The sequence below is a fragment of the Actinomadura napierensis genome (assembly GCF_039529375.1).
GTDB lineage: Bacteria > Actinomycetota > Actinomycetes > Streptosporangiales > Streptosporangiaceae > Spirillospora > Spirillospora napierensis.
The window spans coordinates 1-16,447 of the sequence record NZ_BAAAMR010000160.1; the positions used below are offsets into that span (position 1 = coordinate 1).

Annotated in this window: 12 protein-coding genes; 4 read left to right on the forward strand and 8 right to left on the reverse strand. The window is 73.4% G+C overall.

Annotated features, from left to right (window positions below; translation table 11 throughout):
- A partial coding sequence (selA, locus tag ABD296_RS45460; protein ID WP_344283335.1) for an L-seryl-tRNA(Sec) selenium transferase occupies nucleotides 1-1,128 on the reverse strand: 1,128 nt, incomplete at its 3' end.
- 159 nt (nucleotides 1,129-1,287) lie between these two features.
- Here selA and ABD296_RS45465 point away from each other — a divergent pair.
- From ABD296_RS45465 to ABD296_RS45475, 3 genes are all read left to right on the forward strand, one after another.
- Entirely contained in the window at nucleotides 1,288-1,839 is a 552-nt protein-coding gene (locus ABD296_RS45465) for a MarR family winged helix-turn-helix transcriptional regulator (RefSeq protein WP_344283338.1), read from the forward strand.
- The gene (locus ABD296_RS45470; protein WP_344283340.1) at nucleotides 1,836-2,678 is read left to right on the forward strand and encodes an EamA family transporter; all 843 of its coding nucleotides are present in this window, start codon (nucleotides 1,836-1,838) and stop codon (nucleotides 2,676-2,678) included. The genes ABD296_RS45465 and ABD296_RS45470 overlap by 4 nt, the downstream gene beginning before the upstream one ends.
- Nucleotides 2,679-2,948: 270 nt before the next feature.
- A complete protein-coding gene (locus ABD296_RS45475) occupies nucleotides 2,949-4,235 on the forward strand; it encodes a helix-turn-helix domain-containing protein (protein ID WP_344283343.1) in 1,287 nt (428 codons plus the stop codon).
- A gap of 22 nt (nucleotides 4,236-4,257) precedes the next feature.
- Here the strand turns inward: ABD296_RS45475 and ABD296_RS45480 are convergent, their stop codons facing one another.
- The 3 genes from ABD296_RS45480 to ABD296_RS45490 all read right to left on the reverse strand — a co-directional run bounded on the left by ABD296_RS45480 (nucleotide 4,258) and on the right by ABD296_RS45490 (nucleotide 8,442).
- Nucleotides 4,258-6,018: a fatty acyl-AMP ligase gene (locus tag ABD296_RS45480; RefSeq protein WP_344283346.1), complete on the reverse strand. Its 1,761-nt coding sequence runs from the start codon at nucleotides 6,016-6,018 to the stop codon at nucleotides 4,258-4,260.
- Nucleotides 6,019-6,050: 32 nt separating this feature from the next.
- Nucleotides 6,051-7,070, reverse strand: coding sequence for an acyl-CoA desaturase (locus ABD296_RS45485; protein WP_344283349.1), 1,020 nt, complete (start codon nucleotides 7,068-7,070; stop codon nucleotides 6,051-6,053).
- A 97-nt stretch (nucleotides 7,071-7,167) separates the two neighbouring features.
- Entirely contained in the window at nucleotides 7,168-8,442 is a 1,275-nt protein-coding gene (locus ABD296_RS45490; RefSeq protein ID WP_344283351.1) for a lipase family protein, read from the reverse strand.
- Between the two features lie 173 nt (nucleotides 8,443-8,615).
- Between ABD296_RS45490 and ABD296_RS45495 the strand changes: the two genes are divergently transcribed.
- Nucleotides 8,616-9,203, forward strand: a complete 588-nt coding sequence (locus ABD296_RS45495; RefSeq protein WP_344283354.1) for a MarR family winged helix-turn-helix transcriptional regulator — start codon at nucleotides 8,616-8,618, stop codon at nucleotides 9,201-9,203.
- Nucleotides 9,204-9,215: 12 nt separating this feature from the next.
- Here ABD296_RS45495 and narI read toward each other — a convergent pair whose 3' ends face one another.
- The 4 genes from narI to ABD296_RS45515 are packed head-to-tail and all read right to left on the reverse strand — an operon-like array spanning nucleotide 9,216 to nucleotide 15,876.
- Nucleotides 9,216-9,944, reverse strand: coding sequence for a respiratory nitrate reductase subunit gamma (gene narI, locus ABD296_RS45500; RefSeq protein WP_344283356.1), 729 nt, complete (start codon nucleotides 9,942-9,944; stop codon nucleotides 9,216-9,218).
- Nucleotides 9,941-10,582 carry a nitrate reductase molybdenum cofactor assembly chaperone gene (narJ, locus tag ABD296_RS45505; protein WP_344283358.1) on the reverse strand — a complete coding sequence of 214 codons (642 nt, stop codon included), beginning with the start codon at nucleotides 10,580-10,582 and terminating at the stop codon, nucleotides 9,941-9,943. Before narJ ends, narI begins: the two co-directional genes overlap by 4 nt.
- A complete protein-coding gene (gene narH, locus ABD296_RS45510; RefSeq protein WP_344283360.1) occupies nucleotides 10,579-12,183 on the reverse strand; it encodes a nitrate reductase subunit beta in 1,605 nt (534 codons plus the stop codon). The genes narJ and narH overlap by 4 nt, the downstream gene beginning before the upstream one ends.
- Nucleotides 12,184-12,186: 3 nt before the next feature.
- The gene (locus ABD296_RS45515; protein ID WP_344283362.1) at nucleotides 12,187-15,876 is read right to left on the reverse strand and encodes a nitrate reductase subunit alpha; all 3,690 of its coding nucleotides are present in this window, start codon (nucleotides 15,874-15,876) and stop codon (nucleotides 12,187-12,189) included.
- Nucleotides 15,877-16,447 lie beyond the last annotated feature (571 nt).

Sequence of the window (16,447 nt, forward strand, 5' to 3'; positions counted from 1 at the left end):
GTCGCTGTCGACGTCCGCCGCGTCGTCGCCCTGCTCGCGCAGGCGCTGGGCGAGGCGCCGCGCGCGTTCCCGCAGCCCGTCGACGCCCGCGTGCAGCGCTTCGGCGGTCGGGGTTCGCGGGCCGCGGACGGTGGCCTCCAGCGCGGCGAGCGTCAGCTTGTCGACGCGCAGCGCCCGCGCCAGCGGATGCCGCGACAGCCGCCGCACGAACTCCTCCCTGCCCAGGACGAGCCCGCACTGCGGGCCGCCGAGCAGCTTGTCGCCGCTGGCGGTGACGAGGTCGGCGCCCGCCTTCAGCCAGGTTGCGGCGTCGGGCTCGTCGGGCAGCAGCGGTTCGGGTCCGAGCAGGCCGGAGCCGATGTCGGCGACGACCGGGACGCCGAGCCCGGCCAGTTCGGCGACGTCCGCCGAGCGCGTGAAGCCGGTGACGCGGAAGTTGGACGGGTGCACCTTGAGGATGAAGCCGGTCTCGGGGCCGATCGCCGCAGCGTAGTCGTCCGGCGAGGTCCGGTTCGTGGTGCCGACCTCCCGCAGGCGGGCGCCGGTCGCGGCGAGCAGCTCCGGGATGCGGAAACCGTCGCCGATCTCCACCATCTCGCCGCGGCTGACGATGATCTCGCGGTTGCCGGCGAGCGCGGTCGCGGCCAGCACGAGCGCCGCCGCCCCGTTGTTCACCACGTGCGCCGCCTCCGCCGCCGGCACCGCCTCCAGCAGCGCGGCCAGCGCGGACCGGCCGCGCCGCGCCCGCGCCCCGGTCGAGAGGTCCAGCTCGACGTCGGTCGCGCCGGACGCCACGAGCATCGCCTCCCGCGCGGCGTCCGACAGCGGCGCCCGCCCGAGGTTGGTGTGCAGCAGCACGCCGGTCGCGTTGAGCACGGGCCGCAGCCCGGCGGCGGTGCCCGGCAGCGCCCCGCCCGGCGCGCCCGCCACCGCGCCGGCCGGGATCTCGCCCGCCCGCGCGCGCCGCTGCGCCGCGACGACCGCCGCCTTCACCACGCCGCGCCCGAGCCGCGCCGCCGCTTCCGCGAGCCGCGGATCGGCCAGCAGCACGTCCGTGCGCGGGATGCGCCGCCGCCCGTCCTCCCCGCCGTTCGGCGCCCCCGGAACCGGTGCGGGCTCACGTTCCATTCAGGCGACCTCCATGGCGGGCGGCGGGCCCCCGGTACGGCACACAAGACCAGCAAGCAGTACCCCCGTAGGTTCGCCCGCAAACGACCGCGCCCGGGCGTTCCGGCGCCTCCCGCCGAAGGGTTGCGCCGGCCCCGCAGCGCTTGTTATGCATGAGTCATGCATGACCGACTCGCGAACCTGCTCGGTGCCGCCTCCCTCGCCGTCACCGACCTCGTGCTGGCCGAGGCGACCCGGGCCGCCGAGGTGAGCGCCAGCGGCGCCGGCGCCCTGGTCGTGCTGGCGGGCGCGCCCGGCCTCGGCGTCACCGAGCTGGGACGGCGCGTCGGGCTCACCCAGTCCGCGGCGGCCCGCATGCTGGACGGCCTGGAGGCCGCGGGGCTCGCCCGGCGCGACCGCGGCCCCGGCCGCGCCGTCCGCGTGCGGCTGACGACGGCCGGCGAGAGGGCGGTGGACGCCATGCTCACCGCGCGCGGCGCCCCGCTCGCCGCCGCCCTGTCCGGCCTGGACGCCGGCGAGCGCGACCAGCTCACGACGCTCCTCGGCAAGCTCCTGACCCGCCTGTACGCCGAGATCGGCGACGCGGACGTCATGTGCCGCCTGTGCGACCGCGCCTGCTGCATCCGCGGCGCCGTCTGCCCCGTGGGGCAGGCCGAGCGCGACGCCCTCGCGGGCCAGGCCGGCGGGGAGACGCTCCCGGAGCCGTCGTGACGGGGCCCCTGCTCGCACTCGCGTCGGCGCTCTGCTACGGCATCGCCGACGTCACAGGCGGGCTGCTGTCACGGCGGGCGGATTTCCGCGCGGTCGCATTTCTCGGCCAGATAGGCGGGCTGATCTGCGCCGTCGCGGTGGCCCTTGCCGTTCCGGTGCGGGAATTGGTGTGGCAGGACGTCGCGTGGGGCGCCCTGTCCGGAATCGGGACGGGAATCGCCATGGTGTTCCTGTACCGGGGCATCGGCCAGGGCACCATGAGCGTGGTCGTTCCCGTCAGCGCGGTCGGCGGGGTCGCGCTTCCCGTCCTGGTGGGCGTGGCGTTCCTGGGCGACCGGCCCTCCCTCACCGCCTGGGTGGGGATCGCGGTGGTGCTGCCCGCCCTGTGGCTGGTCTCCCGATCGCGATCGGACGAGCGGGACCGGGTCCGGTCGGCCGTCGTCAACGGGCTGGTGGCGAGCGCCGGGATCGGCGTGCAGTACCTGGCGCTCGCGCGGGCCGGGCACGACGCGGGCCTGTGGCCGGTGGCGGCCGGACGCGTCTCGGCCGTCCTGGCGATCGCGCCGATGGCGCGGGCGCACATCCGCCGGCTCCCGGGCAGGGGGACGCCGCCGGGGGCGCTCGCGACCGGCGCCGTCGCGGCGGCGGCGCTCGCGTTCTACCTGCTCGCCACCAGGGAGCAGCTCGTCGTCATCGCGGTGGTGCTGTCGTCGCTGTACCCGGTGGTGCCGGTGCTGTGGGGCGTCACCGCGCTGCGCGAACGGCTCTCGGCCGGACAGGTGGCGGGGCTCGTCGCCGCCGCGGCGGCCGTGCTGCTCCTCACGCTGCCGCCGCCGTAGGCGTCGAAGCGGTCACGGAATCCGGCGAAGACCTAACAATGGGAGCGATCCCGGTTGTAACCTTCCAGCCGCCCATTCCGCGAAAAACGACGAAACTCCACCGCGTTTCTTGTGTTGTCCTGCCCAAAACCGCCCGTCTTCGCCTTCCGCTGCGCGAAATCAGTCCGTCTCGCACCAAACAAGGGGGCGGCTTGTCACTCCTGTGAGTGTCGCGGGTGCCGCGGGATATCTAGCCTGGCGGCCCGGGTGTCCGCTCATGGAGGTGACACTTTGACGGAGCTGCACGAAGGGTCCGCCGAGACAGACGACCTGTCGGCCCAACCCTGGCGCGACGTCCCGCGCGAGGAGGCGCAGTGGATGCGCCCGCACCTTCCGGATCTGGTCGACACCATGGTGGAGGGCGTGCTGCGGAACGTCCCCGAGTACGGCCGGCCGGACGATCCCGTCTACACCGAGGTGATCCGGGACGCGGTGGCGCAGGGCATGGGCCACTTCGTGCAGATGATCGCCGACCCCGACACGCCCTGGCGGGAGGTCCACCAGCTCTTCTTCGACATCGGGTACGGCGAGGCGGTCGAGGGGCGCAGCCTGGAGCACCTGCAGAACGCGCTGCGCGTCGCGTCCCGGACCGCCTGGCGGTACCTGTCGCGGGAGGCCGACCGGCTGAAGAAGCCCCGCGAGCTGGCGATCGCGCTGACCGAGGTGAACTTCGCCTACCTGGACCTGCTCGCCTCGGCCGCCGCGCAGGGGTACGCGCGGGCACGGGAGAAGGCGGCCGGCGAGCGCGAGCAGCGCCGCGCCCGGCTGCTCGGCCTGCTGCTGTCGACGCCGCCGGCGCCCCGCGAGGTCATCGTGGAGCAGGCCGGGCTCGCGGGCTGGCCGCTGCCGGAGCGGATCGCGATGATCGTGCTGGACCCGCGCCCCGGCACCGGCGGCGAGGGCCCGGCGGGGCTGCCGCCGTTCCTGCTGAGCGGCGTCGACCGCAGCCGCCCCTGCCTGGCGATGCCCGACCCGGACCGGCCCGGCGGGCCCGACCGGCTCACCGCCACGATCGCCGGCTGGACGGGCGCGGTCGGCCCGTCCGTGCCGCTGGAGGAGGCCGGGGTGTCGCTGCACTGGGCGCACCGGACCCTCGACCTGATGGCCGCCGGACGGCTCGGCGGCGCCGACGAGGCGGCCGGATCACCCGAGCGGGGCCGGCGGGGCGCCGCCGCGGCCGGACGGCTCGTCCGCGCGGACCGGCACCTGCCCGAGCTGCTGCTCCAGGAGGGCTGGACGCTCGCGGAGGCGACGGCGCGGCGCCGGCTCGCGCCGCTCACCGAGCTCGGCCCGCACCGCGGCGGGCGGCTGGCGATGACCCTGCTCGAATGCCTCAAGCACGGGTTCAACGCCACCGACGCCGCCGAGGCGCTGTGCGTGCACCCGCAGACGGTCCGGTACCGGCTCGCGCAGCTGCACGACCTGTTCGACTACGACATCGAGGATCCGGCGCTGCGGCTGGAGCTGATGCTGCTGCTCCCCGTCTGGCTGCGCGACGCCGACGACGGGGAGCGCTGACCTTCTTCCTCCGCGGCGGCCGCTACTCCTCGCGGGCGGGCACGGTCACGTACGGCAGCGTGCGGTCGAGGTAGCCCTGCCGGCACGCCGACCGGGCGATCTTGCCGCTGCTGGTGCGCGGGATGCCGCCCGGCTCGATCAGCACGAAGTCGTGCACGCGCAGGTCGTGCTGCTGCTTGACGGCGGTCCGCACGGCCTGCGCGACCTCGTCGACGTCCAGCAGCGCGATCGGCACCCGGCGGTTCCGCTCGGCCACCACGACCAGGCCCTCGGTGTCGCCGGTGTCGACCGACACCGCCGCGGTGTACTCGCGGCGGATGCCCTTGTGCGCGTTCGACACGGTGAACTCGATGTCCTGCGGGTAGTGGTTGCGGCCGTCGACGATGACGAGGTCCTTGATCCGGCCGGTGACGAACAGCTCGCCGCCGTGCAGGACGCCGAGGTCGCCGGTGCGCAGCCACGGCCCGCGCGGCAGGTCCCCGGCGTCGCCGGCCAGCTCCGCCTGGAACGTCTCCCTGGTCGCCTCGGGACGCCCCCAGTATCCGGCGGCGACGTTCGGGCCGTGCACCCAGATCTCGCCGACCGAGCCGTCCGCCTTCCGCGCGCCCGTCTCCGCGTCCACGATGATCGTGTGCTGGCCGAAGGACGTGCCGCACGCGATCAGCTGGATCGCGCCGGGCGCGTCCGGGGCGCACGGCTCGGCGGTGCCGCGGCGCAGCGCCTCGTGGTCGAACGCGGCGCGGGTCGGCTCGCGGAACCGCGACGACGCCGACACGTACACGGTCGCCTCGGCGAGCCCGTACGCGCACACCTGCGCCTCCGGCTTCAGCCCGCAGTCCTTGAACGCCTCGTAGAACCCGGTGAGCGTGCTCTCCCGGATCGGCTCGGCGCCGTTCATGAAGACCTGCACGCCGCTGAGGTCGAGCTTGGCCTTCTCCTCCTCGGTGACCTGCGCGGTCAGGTACTCGTAGGCGAAGTTCGGGCCGCCGGTGAAGGCGTGCTTCTGCTGGCTGAGCAGCTCCAGCCAGCGGACGGGCCGCATCACGAACGCCACCGGGTCCATGATCACGCCGGGGTTGCCGTAGACGAGAGGCAGCGCGACCGTCGTGACCAGCCCCATGTCGTGGAACACCGGCAGCCAGTTGACGCCGGACGACTCGCGCGGGATCCCCTCGAACGTCCGCCACAGCTGCTCGGCGTTGGTGGCGAAGTTCCCGTGCGTGATGATGACGCCGGCGGGGGTCCGGGTGGACCCGGACGTGTACTGCAGGTAGGCGACGTCGTCGGGGTCGATCGGCTCCGGCGTCCAGTCGAGCGAGCCGTCCACCTCGTCCGCGACGATGATCTCGGCGGGCTCGCGGACGTCATCGCCCGCGAGGAACGTCCGGACGGCCGGCAGCGACGCGCTCGTGGTGATGACGACGTCGGGCTCGGCGTCCTGGTAGACGGCCAGCAGCCGGTCGCCGTGGCCCGGCAGGTCAGGGGAGAACAGCGGGACGCCGATGACGCGGGCGTACATCGCGCCGAGGAACCCGGTGACGTAGTGCAGGTCCTGCGGGGCGAGCAGCGCGACGCGCCGTCCCGGCGAGGTGGCACGGCGGATCGCGGCGGCGATCGCGCGGGCGCGCCGGTCCAGCTCGCCCCAGGTGACGTCGGTGGCGACGCCGTCCGGGTCGGTCATGTAGTCCATGAACGTGTAGGCGCGGTCGTCGGGGAAGTCCTTGGCGAACCGGGCGAGCCGCTCGATCAGCGGGGTGCGGTCGAGCGCGGGGAGGTCGGTCATGCTGAGAAAGCTCCTGGTACGGGAGGGACGAGTCAGGAGGAGACGGTGGCGGCGTCGGCGGCCGGCTCGGCGGCCGGCGCGTCGGCGGGCTCGGTGGTGGAATCACCGCGGCGGACGCGGCGGTTCTCGAGCCGCTCGTAGTCGGGCCAGCGGACGTCCCAGACCCAGCCGAGCCGCTCGAAGAGCCAGATGACGCGGGCGCTGATGTCGACCTGGCCCTTCAGCACCCCGTGCCGCGCGCAGGTCGGGTCGGCGTGGTGCAGGTTGTGCCAGGACTCGCCGAACGACGGGATGGCCAGCCACCACACGTTGCGGGCCTTGTCGCGGGTCCGGAAGTCCTCGTTGCCGAACACGTGGCAGATCGAGTTGATCGAGAACGTGACGTGCTCGCCGACGAACACCCGCATCAGGCCGCCCCAGAACAGCGCGGTGACCGCGCCGTGCCAGGACCAGGTGAGCAGCGCGCCGAGCCCCATCGGGACCAGGAACGTCGACAGCACGATCACCGCGTAGACGGGGTCGAGGGACAGGAACCGGATGTCCTTGTCCTTCAGCAGGTCGGGCGCGTACTTGCTGCGGGACGTGCGGTCCTTGCTGAACAGCCAGCCCACGTGCGCGTGGTACAGCCCCTTGGTGAGGCCCCACACGCCCGGCCCGTACGCCCACGGGGAGTGCGGGTCGCCCTCCTGGTCGGAGTACTTGTGGTGGCGGCGGTGGTCGGCGACCCACCGGACGACCGACCCCTGCATCGCCTGCCCGCCGAGGATGGCGAGCGCGATCCGCAGCCACCGTTTGGCCTTGAAGCCGCCGTGCGTGAAGTGCCGGTGGTAGCCGACCGTGATCCCGAGTGCGTTGAACGGGTAGAGGAAGGCGAAGATCGCGATGTCCGTCCAGCCGATCCCCCAGCCCCACAGGAAGGGGACGGCGGCCAGAAACCCGATGATCGGGGCGACCACGAACACCACGACCGCGATGCGCTCGGGCAGCGGCACGGTGCCGGAGATGTCCGGCTGCGGAGTTCTGCTGCCGGCGTCGGCGACACCCGCTGTCATTGCGGACTCCTTAGAGACGAGAGTGCGGAGGCCCCGCCCGCCGGTGCCGGGCGGCCGGTCGTCCCGGACGCCCGGTCCCCGCGGGCGGGGCGCTGGTTCAGCAGTTGCTCTGGGCGGGCTTGCCGGCGAACCGGTCGCCGAGGAAGTTCGTCACGTCCCCGGCGGCGCCCCAGTCGGTGGACAGGTGCTCGGTCGGGTAGGTGTTCTTCCAGGTGGTGTTGATGCCGGCCTTGCAGTAGGCCTCGTGGGTCCCGTCCTCGGTCTCGTGCGGGATGATCTCCTCGAGCCAGCCGCGGTACTGGAACACCGGGAAGCCGATCTTGTACTTGGCGGTGGAGGACGCCGGGCCGATGTCGACGCCGAGCTTCTGCCGGTCGACGACGTCGCTCCAGCTGGTGCCGTCCGGGCCCTTGAGCGCGTAGATCTGGTCGAGGGACAGACCCTGCTTGGAGAAGTTCTCGACCTTCGCGCCGAGGAACACCGCGAGCGTCCCGTACAGGCAGTTGGCCTTGACGTCCTTGATCGCCTGGACGCCCTTGTCGTTCATCAGGTCGTCGAACGGCATCTCGGGGTAGGCGGCGTGCAGGCCGACCAGCGCGTCGGCGAGGAACCCGGCGAACAGGCTGCCGTTGAGCTGCTTGGCGGTCAGCTTCAGGTCGCCGGGCACGCCGCCCGCCGCCGCGCCGACCACATTCAGCTCCGGCGCGTAGGACGCGGCGAGCTGCGCGCCCCACAGCGCGGCGGCGCCGCCCTCGGAGTAGCCGGAGATGCCGACCTTGCCGTCCGGCTTGAGCGTGCCGCCGGGGATCTGGCGGGACGTCCGGACGATGTCGAGCAGCGCGTGCCCGGCGTTCGCGCCGATCATGTAGGTGTGCACCTGGCCGTCGAGGTAGCCGACGCCGTCGGTGGCGGCGACCGCGTACCCGGCCTTCAGCATCAGCTGCAGGTTGCCGCCCTCGTACATGTCGACGTACTGGCCGGCGAGCTGCTTGGAGAACGCGCACTGCAGGCCGGAGCCGAGGGTGCCGGGGTTGAAGGCGACCGTCGGCCGCGACCCGCCGCCCTTCCACTCGGCGTCCGGGACGGCGACCGTGCCGGACACCGCGATCTTCTGCCCCTTGGCGTCGGTCGAGACGTACCTGACCTTCCAGGCGTGCATCGGCACGTCGCCGGGGACGTTGGTCAGCTTCGCCGGACGGCAGGCGAGCAGGTCGCCCGGGTTCCCGGTCACCGCCGCGGAGGCCGCGTAGATCTGCGCGTCCGTGGCGTCGCAGCCCGGCGGCGCGGCCTCGGCCTGCGCCGCGGTGAGCACCGCGGGCACGGCCAGGGCGGCCCCCAGCGCCGCGGTGGTGAACAGGGTCCGAAGTCGCATTCCTCACTCCAGGGGTGGGTCCGGAAAGTGAATGCTGATGACTGTCCCCCACGGGCGCCGCGCTGTGGAATGAAGTCGCCTCACAGGGTCGCGCGCCCTTATTAGCAACCAAGTCAAAAACGGCGGGCTAGGGTGAACGGGATGTGACGTCCGGGTACGGGGTTTGGACGGGTATGACGGAACGAAGTACCGAGCCTCCTGGACCGTCCCGCACCGCCGGCGGGAACGGGTTCGATCAGGAGGCCGAAGAGGTCACGGCGGCGGTCATGGCGGCGTCCCGGCTGCTGATGGCGGTGTCCGCGCGGGCGCTGGCGTCCATCGACGACTCGCTGACGCTGCCGCAGCTGCGCACGCTGATGGTGCTGGCCGGCTACGGGCCGGTGAAGATGGCGCTGCTCGCGGCGACGCTCGGCGTCAACCCGTCCAACGCGATGCGGATGGTGGAGCGGCTGGAGTCGGTGGAGCTGGTCGACCGCCGGATGAACCCGGACAACCGGCGCGAGGTGCTGCTCAGCCTGACCGAGCGGGGCCGCGACCTGGTGCGCCGGGTGGCGTCGCGGCGCGGCTCGGAGATCGGCGCGCTGGTCGGGCGGCTCGCCGAGGGGGAGCGGGCGGCGCTGGTGTCGGCGCTGCGGTCGCTGACCGCGGTGGCCGGCGACCTGGCGGTGGACCCGTTCGAGGAGGTCCGCCGGATCGGCGGGCTGGTCGACGACCCGCTCGGGCTGTCCGGGCCCGGGGTGCGGCGGGCCCGGACGCACTGACGCGGCGCCGGGTCACCGTCCGGGGCGTCCGGCCTCGGTGGGGCGGGCGGCCGGGTGGCGGTAGGGCACGGCCCGCGAGCGGTAGACGATGTAGGGGCGGGCCAGGTACCAGACCGGTGCGGTCACGGCGTGCACGAGGCGGCTGAACGGCCACAGCGCGAACAGCGCCATGCCGAGCAGCGCGTGCAGCCGGTAGACCAGCGGCGCGTGCGCCATCGCGGCGACGTCCGGGTCGAGTTCGAACAGGCTGCGGAACCAGACCGAGACGCCGAGCCGGTAGTCGTAGGGGTTGGCGAGGCTGGACGCGGTGGCGGCGAGCCCGCCGAGCATGGCGGCGGCGAGCAGCGGGTAGACGGCGCGGTCGGTGCGGTTCGTCGCGCGGCGCACCGCCGGGACGCGCAGCCGCCGGTACAGCAGGACCGCCAGGCCGGCGACGGCGGCGACGCCCGCGCTCCCGCCCATGATCAGCGCGACGTCGTGGTAGGAGGTCTCGCTCACGTCGAGGCGGTCGGTGACCATCTCGGGGACGAGCAGCCCGGTGACGTGCCCGCCGATCACGAGCAGCAGCGCGTAGTGGAACAGCGGGCCGCCGACGCGCAGCAGCCGCGACTCGTGGAGCTGGCTGGAGCGGGTGGTGAACCCGAACCGGTCGTAGCGGTACCGCAAGGCCGAGCCGGCGACCAGCACGACGATGACGATGTAGGGCAGCGCGCCCCACAGGGCGATGTCGAGATGGGTCACCGGACGCCTCCTCGGGCTCGGCTGGACGGGGTGAACGGTTCGAGCCCGACGTGCTCCACCGGCGGGCCGCCGAGTGCGAGCGCCTGGACCGCGGCGCGGTCGGCCGCCGTCGGGCCGCTGCCGGGAAGGGTCTCGCGGACGGCGAGCAGCACGTCGGCGTACGGGCTGCCGTAGGCGTCGAGCGCGTGCCCGAGCAGTTCGAGGCCGGGCCGGTGCTCGCACAGCAGCTGCTCGCCGGGGTCGGGGCAGCGGGCCGCGAACTCCAGCAGGACCGGCAGGAAGTCGGGCAGCCGCCCGCCGCCGGGCTCCCAGCCGTACTCGTGCAGGACGCCCTTGATCCGCGCGAGGGAGCCGCCGCGGCGGCGCGTGTCGCCGTCAGTGTAGTAGGTGAGGTCCAGGGTGCGGCGGCGGGTGCGGTCGAACGTGGCGACGTACCGGGCGGCCAGCTCCAGCGGCGCGACGCCCTCGACGTTCCGGCAGAAGCGCAGCAGCGGTTCGGCGCGCCCGGCGGGTAACGCGCGCAGTGCGGTCAGCTCGCCCAAGGCGGTGCGGACGGCCTCCACCCGTCCCGGCCAGGTCTCCGGATCCGGATAGGTCAGCAGCAGCGAGGCCGCCTGGAGGATCGGCGCGCCGCTCACAGCCCGTCCTCCTCGGACCGGCGCGGGAACAGGCCGCGCGGGCGTCCCCGCCCGTTCCAGTTCAGCAGGTTGACCCGGCCGCTGAACTCCGACACCGGGACGGGTTCGCGCTGCGGCGGGACGTGGAAGCCCTCGACGTCGGACGGGTACATGCCAGGGCCGCCTTCGCCGTCCAAGCTGCATCCGGCGTCGGTGGCGTCGGGGACGGTCCCGTTGTAGGTCGTCGGGATGACGTACCGCTCCTCGTACTTGGCGAGGGCCAGCAGCCGGTACATCTCCTCGACCGTCCGCTCGTCGAGGCCGACGGCGCGGGCGATGGCCGGGTCGCGTTCCTCGCCGAGGTTGATGCGGCGCATGTGGGAGCGCATCGCGGCCAGCCGGCACAGTGCCGCCTCCACCGGTGCGGTGTCGCCGGCGGTGAACAGGTGCGCGAGGTACTCCAGCGGGATGCGCAGCGAGCCGATCGCGCCGAACAGGTTCGCCGGTTCCTCGCCGTCGTGGCCGCCCGCGGTGACCGCGTCGACGACCGGTGACAGCGGCGGCACGTACCAGACCATCGGCATCGTCCGGTACTCCGGATGCAGCGGCAGCGCGACCCGGTACCGGCTGATCAGCGCGTGGACGGGCGAGCGGCGCGCGGCGGTGATCCAGTCGTGCGGGATGCCGGCGTCCTCGGCGGCCCTCGCCACGTCCGGGTCGTCGGGGTCGAGGAACACCGACAGCTGCGCCTCGTACAGGTCGTGCTCGTCCGGGACGCTCGCGGCCTCACCGACGCGGTCCGCGTCGTACAGCAGGACGCCGAGGTAGCGCAGCCGCCCCACGCACGTCTCCGAGCAGACGGTCGGCGCGCCGGCCTCCACGCGCGGGTAGCAGAACGTGCACTTCTCGGCCTTGCCGGTCTGGTGGTTGAAGTAGACCTTCTTGTACGGGCACCCGGACACGCACATCCGCCAGCCCCGGCAGCGGTCCTGGTCGACCAGGACGATGCCGTCCTCGATCCGCTTGTACATGGCGCCGGACGGGCAGGCGGCGACGCACGACGGGTTGAGGCAGTGCTCGCAGATGCGCGGCAGGTAGAACATGAACGCCTGCTCGTACTCCAGCCGCACCTGCTCGTTCATCTTCTTCAGGACGGGGTCGGCGGCGAGGGCCTCCGGGCCGCCGCCGAGGTCGTCGTCCCAGTTCGGGCCCCACGTGACCTCGGTGGGGCGGCCGTCCACCAGCGATCGCGGGCGGGCCGTCGGCACGTCGTCGCCGAGCGGCGCCGAGGTGAGGTTCTCGTAGTCGTACGTCCAGGGCTGGTAGTAGTCGTCGAGCGACGGCAGCTCCGGGTTGGCGAACAGCCGGGCGAGCCGCCGCGCCCGTCCGCCCGCGCGCGGGACGAGCCGGCCGTGTTTGAGCTTCCAGCCGCCCTTCCATTTCTCCTGGTCCTCGTGGCCGCGCGGGTATCCCTGGCCGGGGCGCGTCTCGACGTTGTTGAACCAGGCGTACTCGGTGCCCTCCCGGTTCGTCCACGTCTGCTTGCAGGTGACCGAGCAGGTGTGGCAGCCGATGCACTTGTCGAGGTTCATCACCATGGCGACCTGTGCCATCACGCGCATGTCTCAGTACTCCACGTTCTGCGAGCGGCGCCGGATGACGGTGACGGCGTCGCGCTGGTTGCCGGTGGGCCCGTAGTAGTTGGGCGAGAAGGAGAGCTGGCCGTACCCGCCGATGAGGTGGGACGGCTTGATCAGCAGCCGGGTGAGCGCGTTGTGGACGCCGCCGCGCCGGCCGGTGGCCTCCGACTTCGGCACGTTCACCAGCCGTTCCTGGACGTGGTACATGAACACGGTCCCGGCGGGCATCCGGTGCGAGACGACCGCCCGCGCCACCACGACGCCGTTGGGGTTGACCGCCTCGATCCAGTCGTTGTCGGCGACCTCGATCGCCTCGGCGTCCGCGACGCTCATCCAGATCACCGGGCCGCCGCGCGCGAGCGTCTGCATCAGCAGGTTCTCCTGGTACTCCGAATGGATCGACCATTTGGAGTGCGGCGTGACGTACCGGACGGTCACCGAGCGCCCGTCGCCGGGGGCCGGGTCACCGCAGACGGCGGCGGTGTTGAGCGGCGGCCGGTAGACGGGGAGCTGCTCGCCGAGCTCGGCCATCCAGTCGTGGTCGAGGTAGAAGTGCTGGCGTCCGGTGAGGGTGTGCCAGGGCTTGCGGTGCTCGGTGTTGACGGTGAACGGCGAGTAGCGGCGGTCGGGCGCCTCCTTGCCCGACCATTCGTAGCTGGCGCCGACCTGGACGGGCCGCTGCTGGGTGTCGGTGAAGACGACGCGCCGCTCGGCGACCGACTCGGCCAGCGCGTCCAGCCCGCTGCCGGGGCCGCATCGCTGCGCGAGCCGCTCGAACCCCTCCGCGCCGAGGCGCCCGTTGGTGGTGCCCGACAGCGCGAGGATCGCCTCGCACAGCTTGACGTCGGTGTCGAGGAGGGGCCGTCCGAGCGTCGCGCCGCCGGCGGACGTCCCGCAGCGCGACGCCAGCCAGCGCGCCTCAGGCTTCGGATGGACGGTGACGCCCTTGACCGTCATGCCCTTCTCCTCCGCGAGCGGGCCGAAGGCCGCCAGCTTCGCGGCGATCGCGGTGTAGTCGCGCTCCACGAGCGTGAAGTCGGGCAGGTTGAATCCGGGGACGGGCTCGTGGCCGGCCCGCCAGTCGGGCACGCCGCCGCCCGGCTGCGCGGTCTCGCCGGGCGTGTCGTGGTGCAGGGCCGTCGCGACGAGGTCGCAGGCGGTGTCCAGGCGGCCGGCGGCCAGTTCGCCGAGGCGCGCGGCGAGCCCGTGGAAGATCTCGAAGTCGGTGCGCGCCTGCCACGGCGGGTCGATCGCCGGGGAGAACGCGTGCACGTACGGGTGCATGTCCGTGCTGGACAGGTCGTGCTTCTCGTACCAGGTCGCGGCCGGCAGGACGAGGTCGGCCATCAGCGTGGTCGAGGTCATCCGGAAGTCCAGCGCGAGCAGCAGGTCGAGCTTGCCGCGCGGCGCGTCCTCGCGCCACGCCACCTCCAGCGGCCGGTGGCCGGGCGGCGCCTCCTCGGCGGACGCGTTGTCGCCGGTGCCGAGCAGGTGCCGCAGGAAGAACTCGTTGCCCTTCGCCGACGAGCCGATCAGGTTGGCGCGCCAGACCGTGAGGACGCGCGGCCAGTTGGCGGGGTCGTCGGGGTCCTCGCAGGCGAAGCCGAGGCGGCCCGCCTCGATCTCGCCCGCCGCCCACTCCCCCGCCGGGCGGCCGTCCTCGCGGGCGCGCCGCCCGAGGTCGAGCGGGTTGATGGAGAACGTCGGGTAGGACGGCATCCAGCCGAGCCGCGCCGACCGCGCCACCAGGTCGGCGGTGTGCAGGCCCTCGAACAGGCCGCGGCCCGTCGGTGAGGCGAGGGCGTCCGCGCGGTACCGCTCGTACCGCCACTGGCCGGTGTGCAGGTACCAGAACGGCGTGCCCGCCATCTGCCGGGACGGCCGCACCCAGTCCGCGGCCGTCGACAACTGCTGCCAGCCGGTGAGCGGCCGCACCTTCTCCTGGCCGACGTAGTGCGCCCAGCCGCCGCCGTTGACGCCCTGGCAGCCGGTCAGGAGCAGCAGCGACAGGAACGACCGGTACACCGTGTCGGAGTGGAACCAGTGGTTGGTGCCGGCGCCCATGAGGATCATGCAGCGGCCCTCGGTCTTCTCCGCCGTGTCCGCGAACTCCCGCGCCACCCGGACCGCTGCCTTCGCCGGGACGGACGTGATCGCCTGCTGCCACGCCGGCGTGCAGGGCTGCGACGCGTCGCCGTAGCCGTCCGGCCAGTCGCCGGGGAGGCCGTCGCGGTGGACGCCGTACTGGGCCAGTATCAGGTCGAACACCGTCGTCACCCGGCGTCCGGCGACCGTCCGGACCGGCACGGCCCGGCGTACCGTCCCGCCCTCGGTGTCGAAGCGGGGCAGCAGGACCTCGGCCGTCTCCGCCCCCGGTTCGTGCAGCGTGAGCAGCGGGTCGATGTCGCCGAGGTCGAGGTTCCAGCGGCCCTCGCCGCGCTCCGACCAGCGGTCGCCGAGCGTCCCGTTCGGCGCGACCGGGCCGCCCGTCGCCGCGTCCATGACCACCGGCCGCCACGCCGACGCCTCGCCGGTGTCGCCGAGGCCGGCGGCCGTGACGAACTTGCCGGGCACGCACGTCCCGTCGCCGCGCTCGTCCACCTCGACCAGGAACGGCAGGTCGGTGAAGCGGCGCGCGTAGCCGGTGAAGTACGGCACCTCGCGGCGGACGAAGAACTCGGTGAGGATCACGTGGCCCATCGCCATGGCGAGCGCGCCGTCCGTGCCGGGGTGCGGGTGCAGCCACTCGTCGGCGAACTTCGTCGCGTCGGCGTAGTCGGGCGAGACCACGACGACCTTCTGGCCCCGGTAGCGGGCCTCCGCCATCCAGTGCGCGTCCGGCGTCCGGGTGACCGGGACGTTCGAGCCCCACATCATCAGGTACGCCGCGTCCCACCAGTCGCCGGACTCCGGGACGTCGGTCTGGTCGCCGAACACCTGCGGCGACGCGATCGGCAGGTCGGCGTACCAGTCGTAGAACGACACCATCGGCGCGCCGATCAGCGACATGAACCGCGCGCCGACCGCGTGCGAGGCCATCGACATCGCCGGGATCGGGGAGAACCCGGCGACGCGGTCCGGCCCGTACTCGGCGATGGTGTGGACGTGCGCCGCCGCGGCGATCTCCAGCGCCTCGTCCCAGCCGACCCGGACGAGGCCGCCCCTGCCGCGCGCCGACTGGTAGCGGGTGCGCCGCTCCGGGTCGCCGGTGATCTGCGCCCAGGCCGCGACCGGGTCGCCGGTCCGCGCCTTCGCCTCCCGGTACATCTCCAGCAGGACGCCGCGCGCCATCGGGTAGCGGATCCGGGTCGGCGAGTAGGTGTACCAGGAGAACGACGCGCCGCGCGGGCAGCCGCGCGGCTCGTACTCGGGGCGGTCCGGGCCGACCGAGGGGTAGTCGGTCTCCTGCGTCTCCCAGGTGATCAGGCCGTCCTTGACGTAGACCTTCCACGAGCAGGAGCCGGTGCAGTTCACTCCGTGCGTGGACCGCACGACCTTGTCGTGCGCCCAGCGCTCCCGGTACGGCGCGTCGTTGACCTTCTGGTCGGCGCGGTAGACCGCCCGCAGGTCCGGCGTCGTCGGCGTCCGCCGCAGCAGCCCGCCCGCCCGCAGCAGGTGCTCGGCGGCGGCCGCGGCCGCCCGCTCCCCTCGCTCGACCGCTCCCCGACGCCCCACGTCCCGCACTCCTTCCGCACGTCCGACGGCACCCCGCGGCATGCCGCGGACGGCTGGACTCGGCCGGATGGGAGCACGGTCCGGTCGCCCGCGAACACGGCGGGTCACCGATTGCGCCGGGAACGTTACTCCGCATCATTGCGGTGAGCAATACTCGTACTATGCAAATAGTAGTCGCGGCGCCGATGCCGCACCGGACACGCGGGCCGGTGCCGCGGAAGGTGCTCCGGGAGGCGCCGGCACCGACGCTTCCGCGCCGCGACACGCCGGATTCGACGGCTTCACCGGGTGTGCACACGGGGGTCAGGCCGGCGGTCAAGTCTACTCCCGGCCATCCGCCTCGTCCGCGGGGCATACGCCCTCCTCAATTGCGACAAGCCATTGCAAATTGGTGGAGTCTTCATTAACGGTTCGCCGGCTCGGGGCGGCCGGGCCGTACCGTCCCGCGCATGCGCCGAACAGCAGCAGCACTCGCGGCCGTCCTGGCCGCCGGCATGACCGCGGCCACGGCGGCCGGCGGCCCCGCCGCCGCGGCGGAGCCGCAGACCTGCGCCACTCCCGCCACCCAACA

Excerpts from the sequence above, each read along its gene's own strand:
- ABD296_RS45465 (WP_344283338.1), top strand. The coding sequence starts at position 1,288 with ATGCATGACCGACTCGCGAACCTGCTCGGTGCCGCCTCCCTCGCCGTC.
- ABD296_RS45480 (WP_344283346.1), bottom strand. The coding sequence starts at position 6,018 with ATGACCGACCTCCCCGCGCTCGACCGCACCCCGCTGATCGAGCGGCTC.
- ABD296_RS45485 (WP_344283349.1), bottom strand. The coding sequence starts at position 7,070 with ATGACAGCGGGTGTCGCCGACGCCGGCAGCAGAACTCCGCAGCCGGAC.
- narH (WP_344283360.1), bottom strand. The coding sequence starts at position 12,183 with ATGCGCGTGATGGCACAGGTCGCCATGGTGATGAACCTCGACAAGTGC.
- ABD296_RS45490 (WP_344283351.1), bottom strand. The coding sequence starts at position 8,442 with ATGCGACTTCGGACCCTGTTCACCACCGCGGCGCTGGGGGCCGCCCTG.
- ABD296_RS45495 (WP_344283354.1), top strand. The coding sequence starts at position 8,616 with ATGACGGAACGAAGTACCGAGCCTCCTGGACCGTCCCGCACCGCCGGC.